1 protein-coding gene is annotated in these 25,230 nt (G+C 71.4%); it reads left to right on the plus strand.

The genetic code is table 11. The features are described 5' to 3' along the window. Positions 1-11: 11 nt before the first annotated feature. Positions 12-25,230, plus strand: a 25,219-nt coding sequence (locus LXT23_RS48815; protein WP_253987433.1) for a non-ribosomal peptide synthetase, incomplete at its 3' end; no start/stop codon positions are given.

Below are 25,230 nucleotides of genomic sequence, written 5' to 3' on the forward strand. Positions count from 1 at the left end.
GGGTTGGGTTCATGAGTGACATCAAGAAGAAGATTGCAGCGCTGAGCCCAGAGAAGCGCGCGCAGCTCGCGAAGCAGCTCCAGCAGAAGGCCGCACGCAATGCGGTACCCCCGCCGACCCGCCGCAAGAGCGACGGGCCGCCGCCGCTGTCGTACGCCCAGCAGCGCGTGTGGTTCCTCGACCAGCTCGAGCCCGGCACCACCGCCTTCAACCTGCCCACCGCGCTGCGCCTGGAGGGCTCGCTCAACGTGCCTGCCCTGGAGCGCGCCCTCACGGAGCTGACGCGCCGCCACGAGGCGCTGCGCACCACCTTCCGTGACGAGGGTGGCACGCCGCTCCAGGACGTCCACCCGCCGTCGCCCTTCCCGCTGCCCGTGATGGACCTGAGCGGGCGCGAGGACCGCGAGGCCGAGGCGCTGCGCATCGTCATCCAGGAGACGACGCGCCCCTTCAACCTGGCCACCGGCCCGCTGCTGCGCGCCATGCTGCTGCGGCTGGACGCCGCGAAGCACGTGCTGGTGCTGACGATGCACCACATCGTCTCCGACGGCTGGTCCATGGGCGTGCTCATCCGTGAGCTCACCGCGCTCTACCCGGCCTTCGTGGCGGGACAGCCCTCGCCCCTGCATGAGCTTCCCCTGCAGTACGGAGACTTCGCCGCGTGGCAGCGCGAGTGGCTGAAGGGCGAGACGCTGGAGACGCAGCTCCAGTGGTGGAGGCAGCAACTTGCCGGTGCGCCCGAGATGGAGCTGCCGGGCGACTTCCCCCGCCCCCGGCACTCCCGACACCTGGGAGGCCATACCACCCTGAAGCTGCCACGCGACGTGTCCGCCGCCTTCTCGGAGCTGTGCAAGGCGGAGGGCGTCACGCCCTTCATGGCGGTGCTGGCCGCGTTCCAGGTGGTGCTGGGCCGCTACTCCGGGCAGGACGACATCGTCGTCGGCTCGCCCATCGCCGGCCGCAACCACCACGAGGTGGAGGGCCTGGTCGGCTTCTTCCTCAACACCCTGCTGCTGCGCACCCGCCTGACCGGCGACCCCACCCTGCGCGAGCTGCTGGGCCGCGTGCGGCAGACCGCGCTGGATGCCTTCGCGCACCAGCACGTGCCGTTCGAGCACCTCCAGCCGCCGGAGGGCGGCCGGGGGCAGCACTTCAACGTCATGTTCATGATGCAGAACTTCGGGAAGCTGGACCTGGAGCTGCCCGGACTGACGGTCGGTGGAGTGGAGCTGCCGGAGCAGGCGGCGAAGTTCGACCTGACGCTCACCTGCGTCGAGGGGCCGGACGGCCTGCATAGCGTGCTGGAGTACGACGCGGAGGTGTTCGAGCGGTCCACCGCCGAGCGCATGCTGAAGCACCTGAACCAGGCCATCGCCGCGATGGTGGCCCGGCCGGACGGGAAGCTGTCCCGGCTGGAGCTGCTGGACACGGAAGAGAAGCAGCGGCTGCTGAAGGAGTGGCACGGCGCGCGTGCGGAGTTCCCGGATGGCGCCACGCTGGGCGGGCTCATCCGCGAGCAGGCCCGGCGCGCCCCGGAGGCGGTGGCGGCCGTGGTGGACGGGCAGCACCTGACGTACGCGGAGCTGGAGCGCCGGGCCAATGCCCTGGCGCGCCGCCTGCGTCGCGACGGCGTGGGCCCCGAGTCCATCGTCGGCCTCTGCGTGGAGCGCTCCCTGGAGCTGGTGGTGGGCCTGCTGGGCATCCTCCACGCCGGTGGCGCGTACCTGCCGTTGGACCCGTCGCTGCCGCGGGAGCGCCTGGCCTTCATGCTGGAGGACTCGGGCGCACGCGCGCTGGTGACGCAGCAGTCCATGCTCGCGCGCTTCTCGCGCCCGCCCGCGCACGTGGTGTTGCTGGACGCGCTGTCGGCGGAGGGTGGCGAGCCGGTGGAGAGTGGCGTCACCGCGCGCAACACCGCCTACGTCATCTACACCTCCGGCTCCACAGGGCAGCCCAAGGGCGTGCTCGTCGAGCACCGGGGCGTGTGCAACCTCGTCGCCCACGAGGCGCTGGCCTACGAGGTCGGCCCTGGCACGCGGATGCTCCAGTTCGCCAACCTGGGCTTCGACATCTCGGTGGAGGAAATCTTCACCACCCTGTGCGCCGGCGGCACCCTGTACCTGGCTCCGCTCGAGAAGCTGATGCCGGGCCAGCCCCTGCACGCCTTCCTGGCAGAGCACGCCATTACGGCCGTGAGCCTCACGCCCGCGGCCCTGGCCCTCACCGAGGCGACGGGCCTGCCCGCGCTGCGCACCGTCATCTCCGGCGGTGAGGCGTGCTCGGCGGACGTCGTTGCCCGCTGGAGTCCGGGCCGCCGCTTCCTCAACACCTACGGCCCCACCGAGGGCACCGTGGTGGCCACCCTCACCGTCTGCGAGGCGGACGGCAAGCCGCCCTCCATCGGCCGGCCCCTGGCCAACGTCGAGGCCTACGTGCTGGACGCGGGCCTGCAGCCGGTGCCCGTGGGCGTCCCGGGAGAGCTGTACCTGGGCGGCGTGGGCGTGGCGCGCGGCTACCTCGGCCGCCCCGCCCTCACCGCCGAGCGCTTCGTGCCCCACCCCTTCAGCACCGAGCCCGGCGCCCGCCTGTACCGCACGGGAGACCGGGTGAAGTGGCGCGCCAGCGGCGAGCTGGACTTCCTGGGCCGCGTGGACACGCAGGTGAAGGTGCGGGGCTTCCGCATCGAGTTGGGCGAGGTGGAGTCCGCCCTCGCCTCCCACCCCGCCGTGCGCGACGCGGTGGTGGTGGTGCGCGAGGACGGCCCCCTCGGCAAGCGGCTGGTGGGCTACGCCGTGCCCGCCCCAGGCCAGTCCGTGGAGGTGGAGGAGCTTCGCCAGTACCTGCGCGAGCGGCTGCCCGAGTACATGGTGCCCACCGCGCTGATGCGCCTGGATGCCATGCCGCTGACGCCCAACGGCAAGGTGGACCGCAAGGCCCTGCCCGCGCCGGACGCCTCCACCGAGGTGCACCGGGACTTCGTGGCCCCGCGCACCGCGACGGAGCAGGCCCTGGCCGAGCAGTGGAGCGCGCTGCTGGGCGTCTCTCGCGTGGGCATCCACGACGGCTTCTTCGAGCTGGGGGGCCACTCGCTCATCGCCACCCAGGCCATCTCTCGCATGCGCACCCACTTCGGCATCGACCTGCCGCTGCGCATGCTCTTCGAGGCCCCCACGCTGGAGGCCCTCGCTCGCATGGTGGACCAGGCCCTCGTGTCGGGCCAGGCCGTCCGACTGCCTCCGCTGCTCCCGGCGTCGCGGGACGGAGCGCTGCCGCTGTCCTTCGCGCAGCAGCGCCTGTGGTTCCTCGACCAGATGGACCCCGGCAGCCCGTTCTACAACATCCCCTCCGCCATCCAGCTGGACGGCGTGCTGAACGCGGAGGCGCTCGAGCGTTCCCTCCAGGAGCTCGTCCGCCGCCACGAGTCGCTGCGCACCAGCTTTGGTGAAGAGGCCGGCTCACCCGTGCAGTTCGTCCACCCGGAGGCGGCGCTGCCGCTGAAGGTGGTGGACCTCAGCCACCTGCCCGAGCCCGAGCGCACAGTGGAGACCCGGCGACAGGTCGCCGCGGAAGCCCAGACGCCCTTCGACCTCGCGAAGGCCCCGCTGCTGCGCACCACGCTGCTGCGCCTGTCCGAGCAGAGCCATGCCCTGCTCGTCACCGTGCACCACATCGTGTCGGACGGCTGGTCCGTCGGCATGCTCATCGGTGAGGTCAGCGCCATCTATGCGGCGTTCGCGCGAGGGCTGCCGTCGCCGCTGCCACCGCTGACGCTCCAGTATGCGGACTACGCCGCCTGGCAGCGCGGATGGCTGCGGGACGAGGTGCTGGAGCAGCAGGTGTCCTGGTGGAGGCGCGAGCTCGCCGACGTGCCCCATGCGCTGGAGCTGCCCACGGACCGGCCACGCCCGCCGGTGCAGTCGCTGCGCGGCGCCACCCTCCCGGTGCGCATCGAGGGCGAGCGCGCGGCGGCCTTCCAGGCACTCTGCAAGCGTGAAGGGGTGACGCCGTTCATGGCGCTCCTCTCCGCGTTCCATGTGCTGCTGTCGCGCTACTCGCGGCAGGACGACATCGTCATCGGAACGCCCATCGCGGGCCGGCGGCTGTCCGAGCTGGAAGGCCTGGTCGGCTTCTTCGTGAACACGCTGCCCCTGCGCGCGCGGCTGCGCCCCGGCATGACGTTCCGGGAGCTGCTGGCACAGGCCAAGGAGACGACGCTCGGCGCCTACGCCTACCAGGACGTCCCCTTCGAGAAGCTGGTGGACGAGCTCCGCGTCGAGCGCGACATGAGCCGCTCGCCGCTGTTCCAGGCGATGATTGCCCTGCAGAACACGCCGCTCGTGAAGCAGGAGGACGCCGGCCTGGCGATGCGGCAGCTGGATGTGGACAGCGCCACGTCGAAGTTCGACGTGTCCCTGCTGCTGGCCGACTTCGGGACGGATTTCGCGGGCGTGCTCGAGTACAACGCCGACCTCTTCGACGAGGCGACGGCCCGCCGCATGGTGGGCCACCTGCTCAAGCTCATCGACGGAGCCGTGGCCGACCCGGGCCGCGCCATCTCACGCCTGCCCATGCTGTGGGAGGAGGAGCAGCGCCAGCTCCTCGTGGAGTGGAACGACACCTCGCGCGACTCGCACACGCCCGAGCTGCTGCACCGCCCCGTGGAGGCCCAGGTCGCCCGCACGCCTCACGCCATCGCCGTCACCGACGGCACCCGCTCGCTCACCTATGCCGAGCTGGACGCCCGCGCCAACCAACTGGCCCACCACCTCGTCGCCCTGGGCCTGCCCATCGGCGCCATGGTGGGCCTGTGCCTGGACAAGAGCCTGGACATGGCCGTCGCCGTCCTGGCCGTGCACAAGGCCGGTACCGCCTTCCTCGCGCTGGACCCCACCTATCCCGCGGATCGCCTCGCCTTCATGCTGGAGGACGCGGACGCTCCCGTCGTCGTCACCCAGTCCCACCTCACGTCCGCGCTCCCGGCCGACCTGCGCGCCCGCCGCGTCTTCGTGGACACCGAGGTCGACGTCATCGCCCGGCAGCCCACGCATCGCCCCGAGCGGCACCAGACGCCCGAGGCCATCTGCTACGTCATCTACACCTCTGGTAGCACCGGCCGGCCCAAGGGCATCGTCATGCCCCACCGCGCCCTCAGCTACATGCTGGCGTGGCAGCAGAAGCAGTCCTTCAACCCCGCCGACACCACGCTGCAGTTCGCCTCACTCAACTTCGACGTCTCCATTCAGGAGCTCTTCAGCACCTGGTGGGCCGGTGGCCTCGTCGTGCTGCCCACCGGCGGTCTGCGCCAGGACATCCCCGCGCTGCTGGACTTCATGCACCGCCACTCGGTGCGCCGCCTCTTCCTGCCCTTCATCGCCCTGCAGGCCATGGCGGACGCGGTCGTCCATGGCGCCACCCTGCCGCGCGCACTGCGCGAGGTGATTACGGCCGGTGAGCAGCTCCAGGTGACGCCTGCCCTGGTCTCCTTCTTCGAGAAGCTGCCCGGCTGCGTCCTGGAGAACCAGTACGGCCCTTCCGAGGCCCACGTCGTCACCGCCTTGCGCCTCCAGGGCGCTCCTTCCTCCTGGCCCTCCCTGCCCGCCGTTGGCAGCGCGCTGGCGCACACGCAGCTCTACGTGCTGGACGCCGAGTGGCAGCCCTGCCCCGTGGGCGTGCCCGGAGAAGTCTTCGTCGGTGGCTCGCACCTGGCCCATGGCTACCTGGCCCGGACGGACCTGACGGCCAAGGCCTTCGTGCCCAACCCTTTCAGCGACGAGCCCGGCTCCCGTCTGTACCGCACCGGTGACCTGGCGCGCTGGAAGGCCGACGGCAACCTGGAGTTCCTCGGCCGCATCGACTTCCAGGTGAAGCTGCGCGGCTTCCGCATCGAGCTGGGCGAAGTCGAGGCCGTCCTACGCGCCCTGCCCGGCGTGCGTGACGCCGCCGCCGTGGTGCGCGAGGACAACCCCGGTGACAGGCGCCTGGTGGCTTACGTCGTCCCGGCCCGCGCGGAGGGACACGCAGAGGCCACGCCGCTGGACATCGACGTCCTGCGGGCACAGCTCCAGAAGCGGCTGCCCGAGTACATGGTGCCCTCCGCCTTCGTCTCGCTGGAGACCCTGCCCCTGACGCCGAGTGGAAAGCTGGCGCGCAAGCTGCTCCCCGCGCCGGACGCCGAGAGCCTGCGCGGCGACGCCCCCTTCACCGCGCCCCGGACGCCCGACGAAGAGAAGCTGGCACACGTCTTCGGCGAGGTGCTGCGGCTGCCTCGCGTCAGCGTCACCGACAACTTCTTCGCCATGGGTGGGCACTCGCTGCTCGCCACCCAGGTCATCTCGCGCGTGCGCTCCACCTTCGGCGTGGAGCTGCCCCTGCGTGCGCTTTTCGAGGCGCCCACCGTGGCCACCCTCGCCACGCGCATTGCGCAGGCCCGGCTCCTGTCCCGGCCCGGCAGGGAGCGCCCGCCGCTGGTGCCCGTGTCGCGCACCGGCTCGCTGCCGCTGTCCTTCGCCCAGCAGCGCCTGTGGTTCATCGACCAGCTGGAGCCCGGCAACGCCACCTACAACCTTCCCGCCGTCGTCCGGCTGGAAGGTCGCCTGGACGTGGACGCCCTCCAGCGGAGTCTCTCCGAGCTGGTGCGGCGTCACGAGTCGCTGCGCACCACCTTCCTCTCCCGGGAGGGCGGGCCGGTGCAGGTCATCTCGCCCCCCGCGCCCGTCGAGCTGCAGCAGGTGGACCTGAGCGCGCTGACGGCCTCCGCGGCCGAGGCAGAGGCGTTCAAGCGGGTGGAGGAGATGGTCTGGCGCCCCTTCGTCCTGGACACGGGGCCGCTGCTGACGGCGCTGCTGGTGAAGCTCGGCCCGGCCGAGCACGTGCTCGCGCTCAACATCCACCACATCGTCACGGACGGCTGGTCCCAGGGCGTGCTGGTCCGCGAGGTGGCGGCCCTGTACGACGCGTTCTCCCGGGGCCAGCCCTCGCCGCTGCCGGAGCTGTCGGTGCAGTACCCCGACTTCGCCGTGTGGCAGCGCTCCTGGCTCCAGGGCGCCGTGCTCGACGAGCAGCTGCGCTGGTGGAAGCAGCAGCTCTCCGGCGCTCCGCATGCGCTGGAGCTGCCCACGGACTTCCCGCGTCCGGCCATTCAGTCGTTCCGCGGCGACAGCTTCGTCTTCACGTTCCCCCCCGAGCTCCAGCGGGCGATGGAGGCCCTCTGCGAGAAGGAGGGCGCCACGCCCTTCATGGCGCTGCTCGCCGCCACGCAGACGGTGCTGGCGCGCTACTCGGGCCAGGACGACATCGTCATCGGCTCGCCCATCGCCGGCCGGCACTTCGCCGAGCTGGAAGGGCTCATCGGCTTCTTCGTCAACACGCTCGCCCTGCGCACGCGCCTGGACGACAACCCCTCCTTCCGCGCCCTGCTGGCCCGCGTGAAGGAGACGACGCTGGGCGCCTACGCGCACCAGGACGTGCCCTTCGAGAAGCTCGTCGAGGAGCTTCGCCCCGCGCGCGACCTGAGCCGCTCGCCGCTGTTCCAGGCGATGCTCATCCTCCAGAACACCGCGCCGGATGAGGCGAAGGCGACGGGCCCGGCGGAGCAGGACTCGCTCTCCATCCACCCGGTGGAGGTGAAGAGCCATCACGCCCGGTTCGACCTGACGCTCAGCTTCTCCAGCGCACCCGAGGGCCTGGTCTGCGTGGTGGAGTACAGCACGGACCTCTTCCGGAAGGAGTCGCTGCACCGCCTGATGGGCCACCTCCAGGTCCTGCTGGAAGGCGCCATCGCCCATCCCGAGCAGCGCGTGCTCGACCTCCCGCTGCTTCCCGCCACCGAGCGGCACGCCGTGGTGGTGGAGTCGGCCGACCCGCGCACCTCGCTGCGCAGGACGCTCGTCCACACGCGGGTGTCCGAGCAGGCCGCCCGCACGCCCGACGCCATTGCCCTCGTCGCCGGCACGGAGCGCCTCACCTACCGGCAGCTCGAGGAGCGCGCCAACCGCCTCGCCTGGCACCTGCTGTCGCTCGGCATGGGGCCCGAGGTGCGCGCCGCCGTCTGCATGGAGCGCACGGCGGAGCTCGTCGTGGCGCTGCTCGCCATCCTCAAGACGGGTGGCACCTACGTCCCGTTGGATCCGAACTACCCGCGCCAGCGCCTGGACTTCACCCTGGCCGACTCCGCGGCCCGGCTGCTGCTCTCTCACCGCGTCCTGCTGGACTCGCTCCAGCTCGACACGGCGGGTGCCCTCACCGTCTGCCTCGACGCGCTTCCCGAGGCCTTCTCACGCCTGCCCTCCTCGGCGCCGGCCTGTGAGGCTGTGCCGGACAACCTGTCGCACGTCATCTACACGTCCGGCTCCACCGGCCGGCCCAAGGGCGTGGCCATCTCCCACGCCAGCACGACCGCGTTCCTGGACTGGGCCACGGGTGCGTTCTCCCGCGAGCAGCTCGCCGGCACGCTTGCGGCCACCTCCATCTGCTTCGACCTGTCCATCTTCGAGCTGTTCGCGCCCCTCTGCTGCGGCGGCACCGTCTTCCTGGTGCGGGATGCGCTGGCGCTCGCGTCGATGCCCGACGCCAGCGGGGTGACGCTCGTCAACACGGTTCCCTCCGCCATCGCGGAGCTGCTGCGGCTGGGCGCCATTCCGCCCTCGGTGCGCACCATCAACCTCGCGGGCGAGGCGCTTCCGGGCGCGCTCGTGCGGGGCCTGTACGCCACCGGCACGGTGCAGCACGTCTTCAACCTCTACGGCCCCACCGAGGACACCACCTACTCCACCTTCACCCGCGTGCCGGAAGGCCCGGGCGAGCCCACCATCGGCCTGCCGCTGCCGGAGACGCGGGGCTACATCCTGGACGCGCGCCTGGGGCTTCAGCCGCAGGGCGTTCCGGGCGAGCTGTACCTGGCGGGCGCGGGACTGGCCCGTGGCTACCTGGGCCGACCGGACCTGACGGCCGAGCGCTTCATGGCCGACCCCTTCAGCCCCGAGCCCGGGGCACGCATGTACCGCACGGGCGACCTGGTGAGGCACGTGCCCGGCGGCCCGCTGGAGTACCTGGGCCGCATCGACCACCAGGTGAAGGTGCGCGGCTTCCGCATCGAGCTGGGAGAGATTGAGTCCGCGCTGCGCCAGCACTCCAGCCTCGCGGGCGCGGTGGTGGTGGCGCGCGAGGACGGCGGCGGTGGCAAGCGGCTGGTGGCGTATGTGGTGCCGGCCGAGGGGCAGGCGCTCGACACGGAAGCGCTGCGGCGGCACGTGCGGCAGTCGCTGCCGGACTTCATGGTGCCCTCCGCCTTCGTCGCGCTGGACGCCTTCCCGCTGACGCCCAACGGCAAGGTGGACCGCAAGGCCCTGCCCGAGCCGGACCTCGCGGCCCGGAGCTCCGCGCACACCTATGTGGCGCCGGCCACGGCCACCGAGGAGCGGCTCACCGCGCTCTGGACCGAGGTGCTGCGAGTCGAGAAGCCGGGCCGTCACGACGACTTCTTCGCCCTGGGCGGCCACTCGCTGCTGGCCACTCAGATGGTGGCGCGCATCCGTGCGTCCTTCGGGGTGGAGCTGCCCCTGCGCGCGCTCTTCGAGGCGCCCACGCTGGAGCGGCTCGCCAGCATCATCGACCTCCAGGACGCGGCGGGGGTGCCGTCGGTCCAGGCGCCACGGCCCGTGCCCAGGACTGGGGGAATGCCGCTGTCGTTCTCGCAGCAGCGGCTGTGGTTCCTCGACCAGCTCGAGCCGGGCAGCGTGCAGTACAACATGCCCACCGCCCTCATCCTGGACGGGGCGCTGGACGTGCAGTCGCTGGAGCGCGCGCTCAGCGAGGTCGTGCGCCGCCATGAGGCACTGCGCACCACCTTCGCCACCGAGGCGGGCCAGCCCACGCAGCTCATCCACCCGCCCTCCGCGGTGAAGGTGGCGGTGGTCGACCTGACGGCCCTGCCGGACGCGGAGCGGATGGAGGAGGCGCGTCGCCTCGCCACCGCGGACGTCATGCGGCCCTTCAACCTGTCCACGGGACCGCTGCTGCGCGTCAGCCTGCTCCGGCTGGGGGAGGACCAGCACGCGCTGCTGCTCAACGTGCATCACGTCGTCTCGGACGGCTGGTCCTCCGGCGTGCTGGTGCGCGAGCTGGTGGCCCTCTACGAGGCCTTCCGTCAGGGTCTGCCTTCGCCCCTGCCCGAGCTGCCGGTGCAGTACGCCGACTACGCCGTCTGGCAGCGCGAGTGGCTGCAGGGCGCGACGCTCGAGGCGCAGCTGTCCTGGTGGAAGCAGCAGCTCACCGGTGCGCCGCCGCACCTGGAGCTGCCCACCGACTTCGCCCGGCCGCCCGTGCTCACCCACCGTGGCACCACGGTGCCGGTGAACCTGCCCCGTGAGCTGAGCGAGTCAATCGTGGCCGTGGCCCGGCGCGAGGGCGTGACGCCGTTCATGCTGTTGCTGGCGTCGTTCCAGCTCCTGCTGTCCCGCTACTCCGGCCAGGAGGACATCGTCGTCGGCTCGCCCATCGCGGGCCGTCGCTTCACCGAGCTGGAAGACCTCATCGGCTTCTTCGTCAACACCCTGGTCCTGCGCGCACGCCTGGACGACAACCCGTCCTTCCGCACCCTCCTGGGCCGCGTGAAGGAGACGACGCTGGGCGCCTACGCGCACCAGGACGTGCCCTTCGAGAAGCTGGTGGAGGAGCTGCAGCCGGCGCGAGACCTGAGCCGCTCGCCGCTGTTCCAAGCCCTCTTCGTCCTGCAGAACATCCCGGCGGGGGACGTCGTCCTGCCGTCGCTGACGGTCCGTCCGCTGGAGGCCCGTGGCGGTGAGGTGGCCAGGTTCGAGCTGAGCCTCAACCTCTTCGAGACGCCCGAAGGCTTCCTCGGCACCCTGCAGCTCAATGCGGACCTCTTCACGGAGGCCACGGGTGCGCGTATGGCGCGCCACCTCCAAGTGCTGCTGGAGGCCATTGTCGCCAATCCCGCCCAGCGCCTGGCCGAGCTGCCCCTGCTCACCGGCTCCGAGCGCCAGCAGGTGCTGCGCGCCTGGAATGACACCGCCTCCGAAGCGGCGGTGGACTCCTGCTTCCACCACGCCTTCGAGGCTCAGGTCGCCAGGACCCCCGACGCGTCCGCCGTGGCCTTCGGGGACTCCGGCCTCTCCTTCGCCCAGCTCAACTCCCGCGCCAACCAGCTCGCCTGGCACCTGCGCTCGCAGGGTGTCGGCCCCGACGTCCCCGTCGCCCTGTGCTTCGAGCGCTCCGTCGACATGGTCGTCGCCCTGCTGGGCGTCATGAAGGCTGGCGGCGCCTACGTGCCCCTGGACCCGGCCTGGCCCTCCCAGCGCCTGGAGTTCACCCTCCTGGACTGCGCCGCCCCCGTCCTGCTCACCCAGCGGCACCTGGAGTCGTCCTGGTGCCCGGTGGGCACCCGCGTGCTTTGCCTCGACTCTGCGGATGCGCTGCCCGCGTCGCTGCCCTCGCACAACCCTCCGGCCTCCGCCTCCTCCGGCAACCTCGCCTACGTCATCTACACCTCCGGCAGTACCGGCACGCCCAAGGGCGTCATGGTGCAGCACCGCTCCGTGCTCAACCTGCGCCATGCACTGGCCACCACGGTGTATGCCGGCCAGCCTTCGGGCCTGCGCGTCAGCGTGAATGCGCCCCTGGCCTTCGATGCTTCCGTCAAGCAGCTCGTCCAGCTGCTCGACGGCCACTGCCTGTGCATCGTCCCCGAGACGACTCGCCAGGACCCGGACGCCATGCGCCTGTGGCTCAAGCACCAGCGGGTGGACGTGCTCGACTGCACGCCTTCGCTGCTGCGGCTGCTGGTGCAGTCCGGAATGCTTCAGGACGCGTCTGCTCCGCGCTTGCTGGTGCCCGGTGGTGAGGCCCTCGACGAGGCCCTCTGGCTGCAGCTGGCCTCGGCGCCTCGCACCCGCACCTTCAACGTCTACGGGCCCACCGAGTGCACCGTCGACTCCACCGCCTTCGCCGTACGGCCAGACACCCGCCCCACCATTGGCGGGCCGCTTTCCAACGTCCACGTCTACGTCCTCGACTCGCACCTGCGTCCGGTGCCTGTCGGCGTGCCTGGGGAGCTGTTCATCTCCGGCGCGGGCCTCGCCCGTGGTTACCTGCGCCGGCCGGGCCTCACCGCCGAGCGCTTCCTTCCCGATGCCTTCAGCCCCACGCCCGGTGCTCGCATGTACCGCACCGGCGACAAGGTGCGCTGGCTGGCCGACGGCACGCTGGACTACCTGGGCCGTACCGACTTCCAGGTGAAGCTGCGCGGCTTCCGCATCGAACTGGGCGAAATCGAAGCGGCGCTGTCCGCCCAGCCCGGCGTGCGGCAAGCCCTGGTGCTGGTGCGCGAGGACGTGCCCGGCAACCCGCGCCTTGTGGCGTACTTCACCCACGAAGGCACGGCGCCGGACTCCGCCGCCCTGCGCTCTGCTCCCAAGCAGCGGCTGCCCGAGTCCATCACCCACGAAGGAACCGCGCCGGACTCCGCCGCCCTGCGCTCTGCCCTCAAGCAGCGGCTGCCCGAGTACATGGTGCCCGCGGCCTTCGTCGCCCTCGATGCCTTCCCGCTGACGCCCAACGGCAAGATGGACCGGCGTGCCCTGCCCGCGCCCGACACGGCGTTGCTGGCCGCCACGTATGAAGCGCCCGCGACGCCCACCGAGCAGACCCTCGCCGCGCTCTGGGCCGAGCTGCTGCACGTGGAGAAGGTCGGTCGTCACGACGACTTCTTCGCGCTGGGCGGCCACTCCCTGCTGGCCACCCAGGTCGTCTCTCGCGTGCGCAAGGCCTTCGACGTGGAGCTGCCCCTGCGCGCCCTCTTCGAGGCGCCGACCGTAGCGGCCCTCGCGCCTCGCATCGAGGACGCCCGGCGTGAACGCGACGGCGTGCGTCCGCCACCGCTGCTCCCCGTGCCTCGCACCGGCGCGCTGCCGCTGTCCTTCGCGCAGCAGCGACTGTGGTTCCTGGACCGGCTGCAGCCCGACAGCGCCTTCTACAACATCCCGTTCGCCGTGCAGCTGGATGGTGCGCTGGAAACCGGAGCCATGGAGCGCGCCCTCCAGGGGCTCGTCCAGCGTCATGAGGCGCTGCGCACGTCGTTCCACATGATGGAGGACGGCTCTCCCGTTCAGCGCCTCCACACCGAGGTCTCGCTGCCACTGACGGTGGTGGACCTGAGCCACCTGCCCGAGTCCGAACGGGAGGCCAGGGCGCTCGAACACGCTGCTACGGAAGCGCGAAAGCCCTTCGACCTGACGCAGGCCCCGCTGATGCGCACCACCGTGGTGCGACTGGCTGAGCGCAGCCATGTCCTGCTCGTCACCGTCCACCACATCGTCTCGGACGGCTGGTCCAACGGCATCCTCATTCGTGAGGTTGGCGCGCTCTACTCGGCGCTTTCGCAGGGGCTTCCCTCTCCGCTGGCGCCGCTGCCCGTCCAGTACGCGGACTACGCCGTGTGGCAGCGTGGTTGGCTGCAGGGCGAGGTGCTGGAGAAGCAGGTGTCCTGGTGGAAGCGACAGCTCGAAGGCGCGCCTCATGCGCTGGAGCTGCCCACTGACAGGCCCCGGCCTCCCGTGCAGACGTCCCATGGCTCCACGGTGCCCGTGCGCTTCGGCCCGGAGCTCGCGTCGGCCTTCCATGCCCTGTGCCGGCGCGAGGGCGTTACGCCCTTCATGGCCCTGCTGTCCGCCTTCAGCGTCCTGCTCTCTCGCTACTCCGGCCAGGACGACCTGGTCGTCGGCTCCCCCATCGCCAACCGCCAGCAGGCCGAGCTCGAGGACATCGTCGGCTTCTTCGCCAACACCCTCGCCCTTCGCACGCGCCTGCACCCGGGCATGTCCTTCCGGCAGCTGCTCGCCCAGGTGAAGGAGACGACGCTCGGCGCCTATGCGCACCAGGATGTCCCCTTCGAGAAGCTCGTCGACGAGCTGCGTCCCGAGCGCGACCTGAGCCGCACGCCCCTCTTCCAGGTGCTCCTCGCCCTGCAGAGCGCTCCCAGGCAGCAGCCGGGTGCTCGCCCGGGAGTGGACGACGCGGCCCTGGCGCTGCGCCCGTTCGAGGCGAGCAACAGCACCGCCAAGTTCGACCTCTCGCTGCTCGTGACAGACCTCGGCGACGAGCTCCTGGGCGGCTTCGAGTACAACACCGACCTCTTCGATGAGGCGACGGCCCGCCGCATGGTGGCCCACCTCCAGCGGCTGCTCGAAGGTGTCGTGGCCAACGCAGAGCTGCCCCTGTGGCAGCTGCCCCTGCTGGACACGGCCGAGCGGCGCCAGCTCCTCGTGGCGTGGAACGACACCGCGCGCGAGCCGCACACGCCGTCCCCCGTGCATCGGCAGGTCGAGGCCCAGGCAGCCCGCACGCCTCGCGCCATCGCCGTCACCGACGGCACCCGCTCGCTCACCTACGCCGAGCTGGACGCCCGCGCCAACCAGCTGGCCTGGCACCTCGCCGCCCTTGGCGTGCCCACCGGTGGCACCGTCGGCCTGTGCCTGGACAAGAGCCTGGACATGGCCGTCGCCGTCCTCGCCGCCCTCAAGGCCGGCGCGGCCTACCTGCCGCTGGACCCCACCTACCCCGCTGAGCGACTGGCCTTCATGCTGGAGGACGCGGGCGTTCCCGTCGTCCTCACGCAGTCGCACCTCACGTCCGTGCTGCCGGCGGACTCGCGGGCCCGCCGTGTGTCCGTCGACTCCGAGGCGGACGCCATCGCCCGCCAGCCCACGCACGCGCCCTCGCGTGACGTGTCGCCCGAGGCCACCTGCTACGTCATCTACACCTCGGGCAGCACCGGCCGCCCCAAGGGCGTCGCACTGCCGCACCGCGCGCTCAGCAACCTGCTGGCCTGGCAGCTGCGCCAGTCCGCGAAGCCCTCGGCCACCACGCTGCAGTTCGCCGCGCTCAGCTTCGACGTTTCCTTCCAGGAGCTCTTCAGCACCTGGTGGGCCGGCGGCACCGTCGTGCTGCCCACCGGCGGCCTGCGCCAGGACATCCCCGCGCTGCTGACCTTCATGGACCGGCACGCGGTGGAACGACTGTTCCTTCCGTTCGTCGCCCTCCAGGCCATGGCCGACGCCGTGGCCCACGGCGCCACCCTGCCGCGCGCGCTGCGCGAGGTGGTGACGGCCGGTGAGCAACTCCAGGTGACGCCTGCCCTGGTGGCCTTCTTCGAGAGGCTCCCCGGCTGCGTCCTGGAGAACCAGTACGGCCCCTCCGAGACGCACGTCGTCTCCGCCCACAGGCTGCAGGGCGCGCCGTCCGCCTGGCCGCGCCTGCCCTCCATCGGAGCCCCGCTGCCGCATACTGGCCTCTACGTGCTGGACGCGCACGGCCAGCCCTGCCCGGTGGGCGTGCCCGGCGAGCTGTTCATCGGCGGCACGCACCTGGCCCACGGGTATGCCGGCCGTCCCGAGCTGACCGCGGAGAAGTTCGTTCCGCATCCGTTCAGCAACGTGCCCGGCTCGCGCCTGTACCGCACCGGCGACTCCGCGCGCTGGAAGGCCGATGGCACCGTGGAGTTCCTCGGCCGCGTGGACTTCCAGGTGAAGCTGCGGGGCTTCCGCATCGAGCTGGGTGAAGTCGAGGCTGCCCTGCGTGCCGCGCCCGGCGTGCGCGACGCGGCCGCCGTGGTGCGCGAGGACAGCCCCGGCGACAAGCGCCTGGTGGCCTATGTCGTCCCGGCTCCAACGGACGGCCAGGCCGCTCCGCTGAACACCGACGCCCTGCGCACCGACCTCCTTCAGCGGCTGCCCGAGTACATGGTGCCCTCCGCGTTCGTCTCGCTGGAGGCCCTGCCCCTGACGCCCAGCGGCAAGCTGGCGCGCAAGCAACTCCCCGCGCCCGACGCCGAGAGCCTGCGCGGCGATGCCCCCTTCACCGCCCCTCGGACGCCCGAGGAAGAGCAGCTGGCGGCCATCTTCGGCGAGGTGCTCCGCCTGCCGCGCGTCAGCGTCACCGACGGCTTCTTCGCCCTCGGTGGACACTCGCTGCTCGCCACCCAGGTCATCTCGCGCGTGCGCTCCGCCCTTGGCGTGGAGCTGCCCCTGCGTACGCTCTTCGAGGCGCCCACCGTGGCCGCCCTTGCCGCGCGCGTCGCGCAGGCCAGCAAGGCGCAGAAGGGCCCGGCGACGCCGCCGCTGGTACCCGTGCCGCGCACCGGCCCGCTGCCGCTGTCCTTCGCCCAGCAGCGCCTGTGGTTCATCGACCAGCTCCAGCCGGGCAGCCCCGTCTACAACATGCCGACGGCAGTGCGCCTCACTGGCACCCTGGATGTCGGCGCGGTGGAGCGCGCCCTGGCCGCGCTCGTCGAGCGCCATGAGTCCCTGCGCATCACCTTCGCCACGAACAACGGCGAGCCCGTGCAGGTCATCCATCCCGCGGCGCCCGTGCGACTGCCCCAGGTGGACCTGAGCGCACTGCCCACCGCTTCACGCGAGGCGGAGACGGTGCGCCTGGCCACGGAAGAGGCCGGACGGCCCTTCGACCTCCAGCGCGGGCCCCTGTTCCGGGCCTCGCTCCTGCGCCTGGCTCCCGCGGAACACGTCCTGCTGATGACGATGCACCACATCGTCTCCGACGGCTGGTCGCTGGGCGTGCTCGTCCGCGAGCTGGCGGCGCTCTACGAGGCCTTCTCCTCCGGTGCGCAGCCCCAGCTTCCGCCGCTGCCGGTGCAGTACGCCGACTACGCGGTGTGGCAGCGCGACTGGCTGCGCGATGAGGCGCTCGAGGCCCAGCTCGGCTACTGGAAGGAGCAGCTCGGCGGCGCGCCCCAGGCGCTGGAGCTGCCCACCGACAGGCCTCGCCCGCCCGTGCAGACCTTCCGCGGCGCGACCCATGCCTTCCAGCTCCCGCGCGAGCTGTCCCAGCGACTGGAAGCGCTCGGCCGTGAGCACAACGCCACCCTCTTCATGGTGCTGCTGGCCGCGTGGCAGACGCTGCTGCATCGCTACTCGGGTCAGGACGACGTCGTCGTCGGCTCGCCCATCGCCGGGCGCAATCGCTCGGAGCTGGAAGGGCTCATCGGGTTCTTCATCAACACCCTGGCCCTGCGTGCACGCATCTCCGAGGAGGACACCTTCGCGTCGCTGCTGGACCAGGTGCGCGAGACGACGCTCGGCGCCCAGACCCACCAGGACGTGCCGTTCGAGAAGCTGGTGGAGGTGCTCCAGCCCGCGCGCGACCTGAGCCGCTCGCCGCTCTTCCAGGTGATGTTCGCCCTGCAGAACCTTCCCGAGGCGACCCTCACCCTCTCCAGCCTGACGCTCTCCGGAGTCGAGACCGCCGGTAGCGTCGCCAAGTTCGACCTGACGCTGGCCCTGACGCCCGACCCCGAGGGCCTCTTCGGCTCGCTCGGGTACAACACGGACCTCTTCGATGCGGCCACTGCCGCTCGCATGGCGGACCACCTGCGCGCCGTGCTGGAAGCCGCCGTCCACGCCCCGCGCCAGCGTCTGTCCCAGCTGCAGCTGATGAGCCCCGCAGAGCAGCGGCAGGTGCTGGTGGAGTGGAACCAGACGGCCGCGCCCTTCGATGATGGCCTCTGCATCCACGAGGCATTCGAGGCCCAGGCGCTGCGCACGCCCGAGGCTCCCGCCCTGCGCTTCGGCCAGCTGTCGCTGAGCTACCGAGAGCTGGACGCTCGCGCCAACCGGCTCGCCCATGAGCTGCGCTCACTGGGCGTGGGCCCGGACTCGCGCGTGGCCCTGTGCCTGGAGCGCTCGTTCGACCTGGTCGTCGGCCTGCTGGGTGTCATGAAGGCTGGCGGCGCCTACGTGCCGCTGGACCCGGCCTACCCTCGCGAGCGCCTGGACTTCATGCTCCAGGACTCCGGCGCCTCCGTCCTGCTCACGCACTCGCACCTCCGTGACGCGCTGCCGCCCGGCTCCGCCCACGTGCTGGCGCTCGATACGCATGCGTCGGCGCTTGCTCGCCACCCGGAGACGGCGCCCACGCGGTGGGGCTCCGCCGACAACCTGGCCTACGTCATCTACACCTCCGGCAGCACCGGTCGTCCCAAGGGCGTCATGGTCGCCCACCGGGGCGTGCTGAACCTCGCCCGGCACATGATTGCCCTGACGGGCGCGCGTGCGGGCCAGCGGGTGTTGCAGTTCGCCTCACTCAGCTTCGACGCCTCCGTGCACGAGGTGACGATGGCCCTGCTGAGCGGCGCCACGCTCGTGCTGGCTCCGCGCGAGGAGCTGATGCCCGGCCAGCCGCTGGTGGACACGCTGCGCGACCAGGCCATCGACTCGGCGCAGCTGCCGCCTTCCGTGCTGGCGGTGATGCCCGCCGAAGGCCTGGAGGGGCTCACCACCCTTCAGACGGGCGGCGAGGCCTGCCCCGCCGAGGTGGTGGAGCGGTGGGCCCCGGGCCGGCGCTTCCTCAACGCCTATGGCCCGACCGAAGCCACCGTCATCGCCACGGTGCATGCGTGCGTACCGAACGGCCTCAAGCCGCCGCTCGGCAAGGGGCTCTCCAACACCCGCCTCTACGTGCTGGATGCCTCCCTGCGTCCGGTGCCCGTGGGCGTCGCCGGAGAGCTGTTCATCGGCGGCGTGGGTCTGGCTCGCGGCTACCTCGGCCGGCCGGAGCTCACCGCCGAGCGCTTCATCCCCGATGCCTTCAGCACCGAGCCCGGCGCCCGCCTGTATCGCACGGGCGACCGCGTGCGCTGGCTCGCCGATGGCACGCTCGACTACCTGGGCCGCACCGACTTCCAGGTAAAGCTGCGTGGCTTCCGAATCGAGCTGGGTGAAATCGAGGCCACCCTGGCCCAGCACCCGGCAGTGCATCAGGCCCTGGTGCTGGTGCGTGAGGACGTCCCCGGCGACAAGCGACTGGTGGCCTACGTCACCGGCCGCGGCTCCACGCCCGACAGCGCCGCGCTGCGTGACTTCCTCAAGCAGCGGCTGCCCGACTACATGGTGCCCGGGGCCTTCATGGCGCTGGACGCCTTCCCCCTCACGCCCAACGACAAGGTGGACCGCAGGGCGCTGCCGGCCCCGGAGGTCTCCTCCTCCGCCGGCACCTACGAGGCGCCCGCCACCTCCACCGAAGAGCAGCTCGCCGCCCTCTGGGCCGAGGTGCTGCGAGTGGAGAAGGTCGGCCGTCACGACGACTTCTTCGCCCTGGGTGGCCACTCCCTGCTGGCCACGCAGGTCGTCGCTCGCGTGCGCAAGACGTTCGAGGTCGAGCTGCCCCTGCGCGCCCTCTTCGAGGCGCCCACCGTCGCCACGCTCGCTCCGCGAATCGAGCGCACCGGGCGCGAGCACGTGGGTCAGACGCTTCCGCCCCTCGAGAGCGTGCCGCGTACCGGAGCGCTGCCGCTGTCGTTCGCGCAGCAGCGGCTGTGGTTCCTCGACCAGCTCGAGCCGGGCAGCGTGCAGTACAACATGCCCACCGCCCTCATCCTGGAGGGGGCGATGGATGTGGCCGCGCTGGAGCGCGCCTTCTCCGAGCTGGTGCGCCGCCATGAGTCGCTGCGCACCACCTTCGCCTCCAGTCAGGGCGAGCCGGTGCAGGTCATCCACCCGGCCTCCGCACTGAAGCTACCGGTCGTGGACCTCAGAGAGGTGCCGGAGTCGCAGCGGCTGACCGAGGCCCGCCGGCTGGCCTCGGAGGAGGCGCTGCGGCCCTTCAACCTGTCCACCGGGCCGCTGCTGCGCGTCAGCCTGCTGCGCCTGGGCGAGCAGGAGTTCGCGCTGCTGCTCAACCTGCACCACATCGTCTCCGACGGGTGGTCCTCGGGCGTGCTGGTGCGCGAAGTCGTGGCCCTCTACGAAGCCTTCGCCGCGGGCCAGCCCTCTCCGCTTCCCGAGCTGCCGGTGCAGTACGCCGACTACGCCGTCTGGCAGCGCCGGTGGCTGCAGGGCGCTGCGCTCGACACGCAGCTGGGGTGGTGGAAGGAGCAGCTCACCGGGGCGCCGCCGCACCTGGAGCTGGCCACCGACTTCCCGCGTCCGCCTGTGCTCACCCACCGTGGCGCCACGGCGCCGGTGCTGCTGCCTCGGGAGCTGAGTGAGTCCCTCAAGGCCCTGGCCCAGCGCGAGAGCGCCACGCCCTTCATGGTGCTGCTGGCCGCCTTCCAGGTGCTGCTCTCGCGCTACTCCGGCCAGGAGGATGTCGTCGTCGGCTCGCCCATCGCGGGCCGCCGTCACGCGGAGACCGAGAGCCTCATCGGCTTCTTCGTCAACACCCTCGTCCTGCGTGCGCGCACGGACGGCCAGCGCTCGTTCCTCGAGCTGCTGCGGCAGGTGCGGGAGACGACGCTCGGCGCCTACGAGCACCAGGATGTGCCTTTCGAGAAGCTCGTCGAGGAGCTGCATCCGGTTCGCGACCTGAGCCGGTCGCCGCTGTTCCAGACGCTCTTCACCTTGCAGAACACCCCGGTGCAGGACGTCGTTCGCCCGTCGCTGTCCGTGCGGTCCCTGGAGAGCAGTGGCTCGGGCGCGACCAAGTTCGAGCTGATGCTCAACCTCACCGAGACGCCCGACGGCTTCGCCGGCCAGGTCCAGTTCAACGCGGACCTGTTCACCGAGGCCACCGGTACGCGCATGGCGCGCCACCTCCAGGTGCTGCTGGAGGCCATTGTCGCCAATCCCGCTCAGCGCCTGTCCGAGCTACCCCTGCTCACCGGCTCCGAGCGCCAGCAGGTGCTGCGCGCCTGGAATGACACTGCGGCCGAAGCGGCTGTGGACTCCTGCTTCCACCACGCCTTCGAGGCTCAGGTCGCCAGGACTCCCGACGCACCCGCCGTCTCCTTCGGGGACTCCGTCCTCTCCTTCGCCCAGCTCAACTCGCGCGCCAACCAGCTCGCCTGGCACCTGCGCTCGCAGGGTGTCGGCCCCGACGTGCCCGTCGCCCTGTGCTTCGAGCGCTCCGTCGACATGGTCGTCGCCCTGCTGGGCGTCATGAAGGCCGGCGGCGCCTACGTGCCGCTGGACCCGGCCTGGCCCACTCAGCGCCTGGAGTTCACCCTCCTCGACTGCGCTGCCCCCGTGCTGCTCACCCAGAAGCACCTGGAGTCGTCCTGGTGCCCGGTGGGTACCCGCGTGCTGTGCCTCGACTCTGTTGATGCGCTGCCGGGCTCGCTGCCCTCGCACAACCCTCCGGCCTCCGCCGCCTCCGGCAACCTCGCCTACGTCATCTACACCTCCGGCAGTACCGGCACGCCCAAGGGCGTCATGGTGCAGCACCGCTCCGTGCTCAACCTGCGCCATGCCCTGGCCACCACCGTCTACGCCGGCCAGCCTTCCGGCCTTCGCGTCAGCGTCAATGCGCCCCTGGCCTTCGACGCCTCCGTCAAGCAGCTCGTCCAGCTGCTCGACGGCCACTGCCTGTGCATCGTCCCCGAGACGACTCGCCAGGACCCGGATGCCATGTGCCTGTGGCTCAAGCACCAGCGGGTCGACGTGCTCGACTGCACGCCTTCGCTGCTTCGCCTGCTGGTGCAGTCCGGAATGCTTCAGGACGCGTCTGCCCCGCGCCTGCTGGTGCCCGGTGGTGAGGCCATCGACGAGGCCCTCTGGCTGCAGCTGGCCTCGGCGCCTCGCACCCTTACCTTCAACGTCTACGGGCCCACCGAGTGCACCGTCGACTCCACCGCCTTCGCCGTGCGGCCCGACACCCGGCCCACCATTGGCGGGCCTCTTTCCAACGTCCACGTCTACGTCCTCGACTCGCACCTGCGCCCGGTGCCCGTCGGCGTGCCCGGGGAGTTGTTCATCTCTGGCGCGGGCCTCGCGCGTGGCTACCTGCGCCGGCCGGGCCTCACCGCCGAGCGTTTCCTGCCCGACGCCTTCAGCCCCACCCCCGGCGCTCGCATGTACCGCACTGGCGACAAGGTGCGCTGGCTGGCCGACGGCACGCTGGACTACCTGGGCCGCACCGACTTCCAGGTGAAGCTGCGTGGCTTCCGCATTGAACTGGGCGAAATCGAAGCGGCGCTGTCCGCCCAGCCCGGCGTGCGGCAAGCCCTGGTGCTGGTGCGCGAGGACGTGCCCGGCAACCCCCGCCTGGTGGCCTACTTCACCCAAGAAGGCACGGCGCCAGCTTCCGCCGCCCTGCGCTCTACGCCCAAGCAGCGGCTGCCCGAGGACATCGCCCACGAAGGCACCGCGCCGGACTCCGCCGCCCTGCGCTCTGCCCTCAAGCAGGGGCTGCCCGAGTACATGGTGCCCGCGGCCTTCGTCGCCCTCGGTGCCTTCCCGCTGACGCCCAACGGGAAGGTGGACCGGCGCGCCCTGCCCGCGCCCGACGTCTCCTCCCTGGCCTCAACCTACGAGGCGCCCGCCACGCCTACCGAGCAGACGCTCGCCGCGCTCTGGGCCGAGCTGCTGCACGTGGAGAAGGTCGGTCGTCACGACGACTTCTTCGCCCTGGGCGGCCACTCCCTGCTGGCCACCCAGGTCGTCTCGCGCGTGCGCAAGGCCTTCGACGTGGAGCTCCCCCTGCGGGCGCTCTTCGAAGCGCCCACCCTCGCTTCGCTTGCTCCGCGCATCGAGGACGCCCGGCGCGAACGGGATGGCATCCGTCTGCCGCCGCTGCTCCCCGTGCCTCGCACGGGCGCGCTGCCGCTGTCCTTCGCCCAGCAGCGACTGTGGTTCCTGGACCGGCTGCAGCCCGGCAGTGCCTTCTACAACATCGCCTCCGCGATGCAGCTCGATGGCCACCTGGACCTCCGTGCCCTCAAGCACGCGCTCCAGGGACTCGTCCAGCGCCATGAGGCCCTGCGCACCAGCTTCCACACGCTGGAGGACGGCTCCCCCGTCCAGCACCTCCACACCGAGGTCTCGCTGCCGCTGACGATGGTGGACCTGAGCCACCTGCCCGAGTCCGAGCGCGAGGCAGAGGCCCGTCGACAGGCGTCCCTGGAAGCACAGAAGCCCTTCGACCTGACGAAGGCTCCGCTGATGCGCACCACCGTGCTGCGCCTCGCTGAGCGCAGCCATGTCCTGCTGGTCACCGTCCACCACATCGTCTCGGACGGCTGGTCCAACCGCATCCTCGTCCGTGAGGTTGACGCGCTCTACTCGGCGCTTTCGCAGGGCCTTCCCTCTCCGCTGGCGCCGCTGGCGCTCCAGTACGCGGACTACGCCGTGTGGCAGCGCGGCTGGTTGCAGGGCGAGGCACTGGAGAAGCAGGTGTCCTGGTGGAAGCGGCAGCTCGAAGGCGCGCCTCACGCGCTGGAGCTGCCCACCGACAGGCCCCGTCCTCCCGTGCAGACGGACCGTGGCGCTGTCGTGCTGGTGCGCTTCGGGTCGGAGCTCGCGACGGCCTTCCATGCCCTGTGCCGGCGCGAAGGCGTCACGCCCTTCATGGCCCTGCTGTCCGCCTTCAGCGTCCTGCTCTCTCGCTACTCCGGTCAGGACGACCTGGTCGTCGGCTCTCCCATCGCCAACCGCCAGCAGGCCGAGCTCGAGGACATCGTCGGCTTCTTCGCCAACACTCTCGCCCTTCGCACACGCCTGCACCCGGGCATGTCCTTCCGGCAGCTGCTCGCCCAGGTGAAGGAGACGACGCTCGGCGCCTATGCGCACCAGGACGTCCCCTTCGAGAAGCTCGTCGACGAGCTGCGTCCCGAGCGCGACCTGAGCCGCACGCCCCTCTTCCAGGTGCTCCTCGCCCTGCAGAGCGCTCCCAGGCAGCAGCCGGGTGCCCCCGAGAAAGTGGACGACGCGGCCCTGGCGCTGCGTCCGGTGGAGGCGAACAGCGGCACCGCCAAGTTCGACCTCTCGCTCCTGCTGACCGATGCCGGGGACGAGCTCCGAGGGGCGTTCGAGTACAACACCGACCTCTTCGATGAGGCGACGGCCCGCCGCATGGTGGCCAGCCTCCAGCGACTGCTGGAAGGCATCGTGGCCGATGCGGACCAGCCCCTGTGGCGCCTGCCGCTGCTGGGCACGGCCGAGCGGCGCCAGCTCCTCGTGGCGTGGAACGACACCTCGCGCGAGCAGCACACGCCCGGGCTGCTGCACCGCCCCGTGGAGGCCCAGGCCGTCCGCACGCCTCACGCCATCGCCGTCACCGACGGCACCCGCTCGCTCACCTACGCCGAGCTGGACACGCGCGCCAACCAGCTCGCCCACCACCTCGTGGCCCTGGGCGTGCCACTGGGGGGCACCGTTGGCCTCTGCCTCGACAAGAGCCTGGACATGGCCGTTGCCGTCCTGGCCTCCCTCAAGGCCGGCGCCGGCTACCTCGCGCTCGACCCCACCTACCCCGCCGAGCGCCTGGCCTTCATGCTGGAGGACGCGGACGCTCCCGTCGTCGTCTCCCAGTCCCACCTCACGTCCGCGCTCCCGGCCGACCTGCGCGCCCGCCGCGTCTTCGTGGACACCGAGGCCGACGTCATCGCCCGGCAGCCCACGCATGCGCCCGCGCGCGACGTGTCGCCCGAGGCCACCTGCTACCTCATCTACACCTCTGGTAGCACCGGCCGGCCCAAGGGCATCGTCATGCCCCACCGGGCCATCAGCTACCTGCTCGCGTGGCAGCAGCGGCAGTCCATCAACCCCGCCGACACCACGCTGCAGTTCGCCTCGCTCAACTTCGACGTGTCCGTCCAGGAGCTGTTCAGCACCTGGTGGGCCGGTGGCACCGTCGTGCTGCCCACCGGAGGCCTGCGCCAGGACATCCCTGCCCTGCTCGCCTTCATGCACCGCCACTCGGTGCGCCGCCTCTTCCTGCCCTTCATCGCCCTGCAGGCCATGGCCGACGCCGTGGCCCACGGCGCCACGCTGCCGCGCGCGCTGCGCGAGGTGGTGACGGCCGGTGAGCAGCTCCAGGTGACGCCCGCCCTGGTCTCCTTCTTCGAGAAGCTGCCCGGCTGCGTCCTGGAGAACCAGTACGGCCCTTCCGAGGCCCACGTCGTCACCGCCCTGCGTCTCCAGGGAGCCCCCTCCACCTGGCCCTCCCTGCCCGCTGTTGGTAGCGCGCTGGCCCACACGCAGGTCTACGTGCTCGACACCCAGGGACAGCCGTGCCCGGTGGGCGTGCCCGGCGAGGTCTTCGTCGGTGGCTCGCACCTGGCCCACGGCTACCTGGCAAGGCCGGACCTGACGGCCAAGGCGTTCGTGCCCAACCCCTTCAGCGACGAGCCCGGCTCTCGCCTGTACCGCACCGGTGACCTGGCGCGCTGGAAGGCTGACGGCAACCTGGAGTTCCTCGGCCGCATCGACTTCCAGGTGAAGCTGCGCGGCTTCCGCATCGAGCTGGGCGAAGTCGAAGCCGTCC

This window comes from Pyxidicoccus xibeiensis, assembly GCF_024198175.1.
GTDB classification, from domain to species: Bacteria; Myxococcota; Myxococcia; order Myxococcales; family Myxococcaceae; genus Myxococcus; species Myxococcus xibeiensis.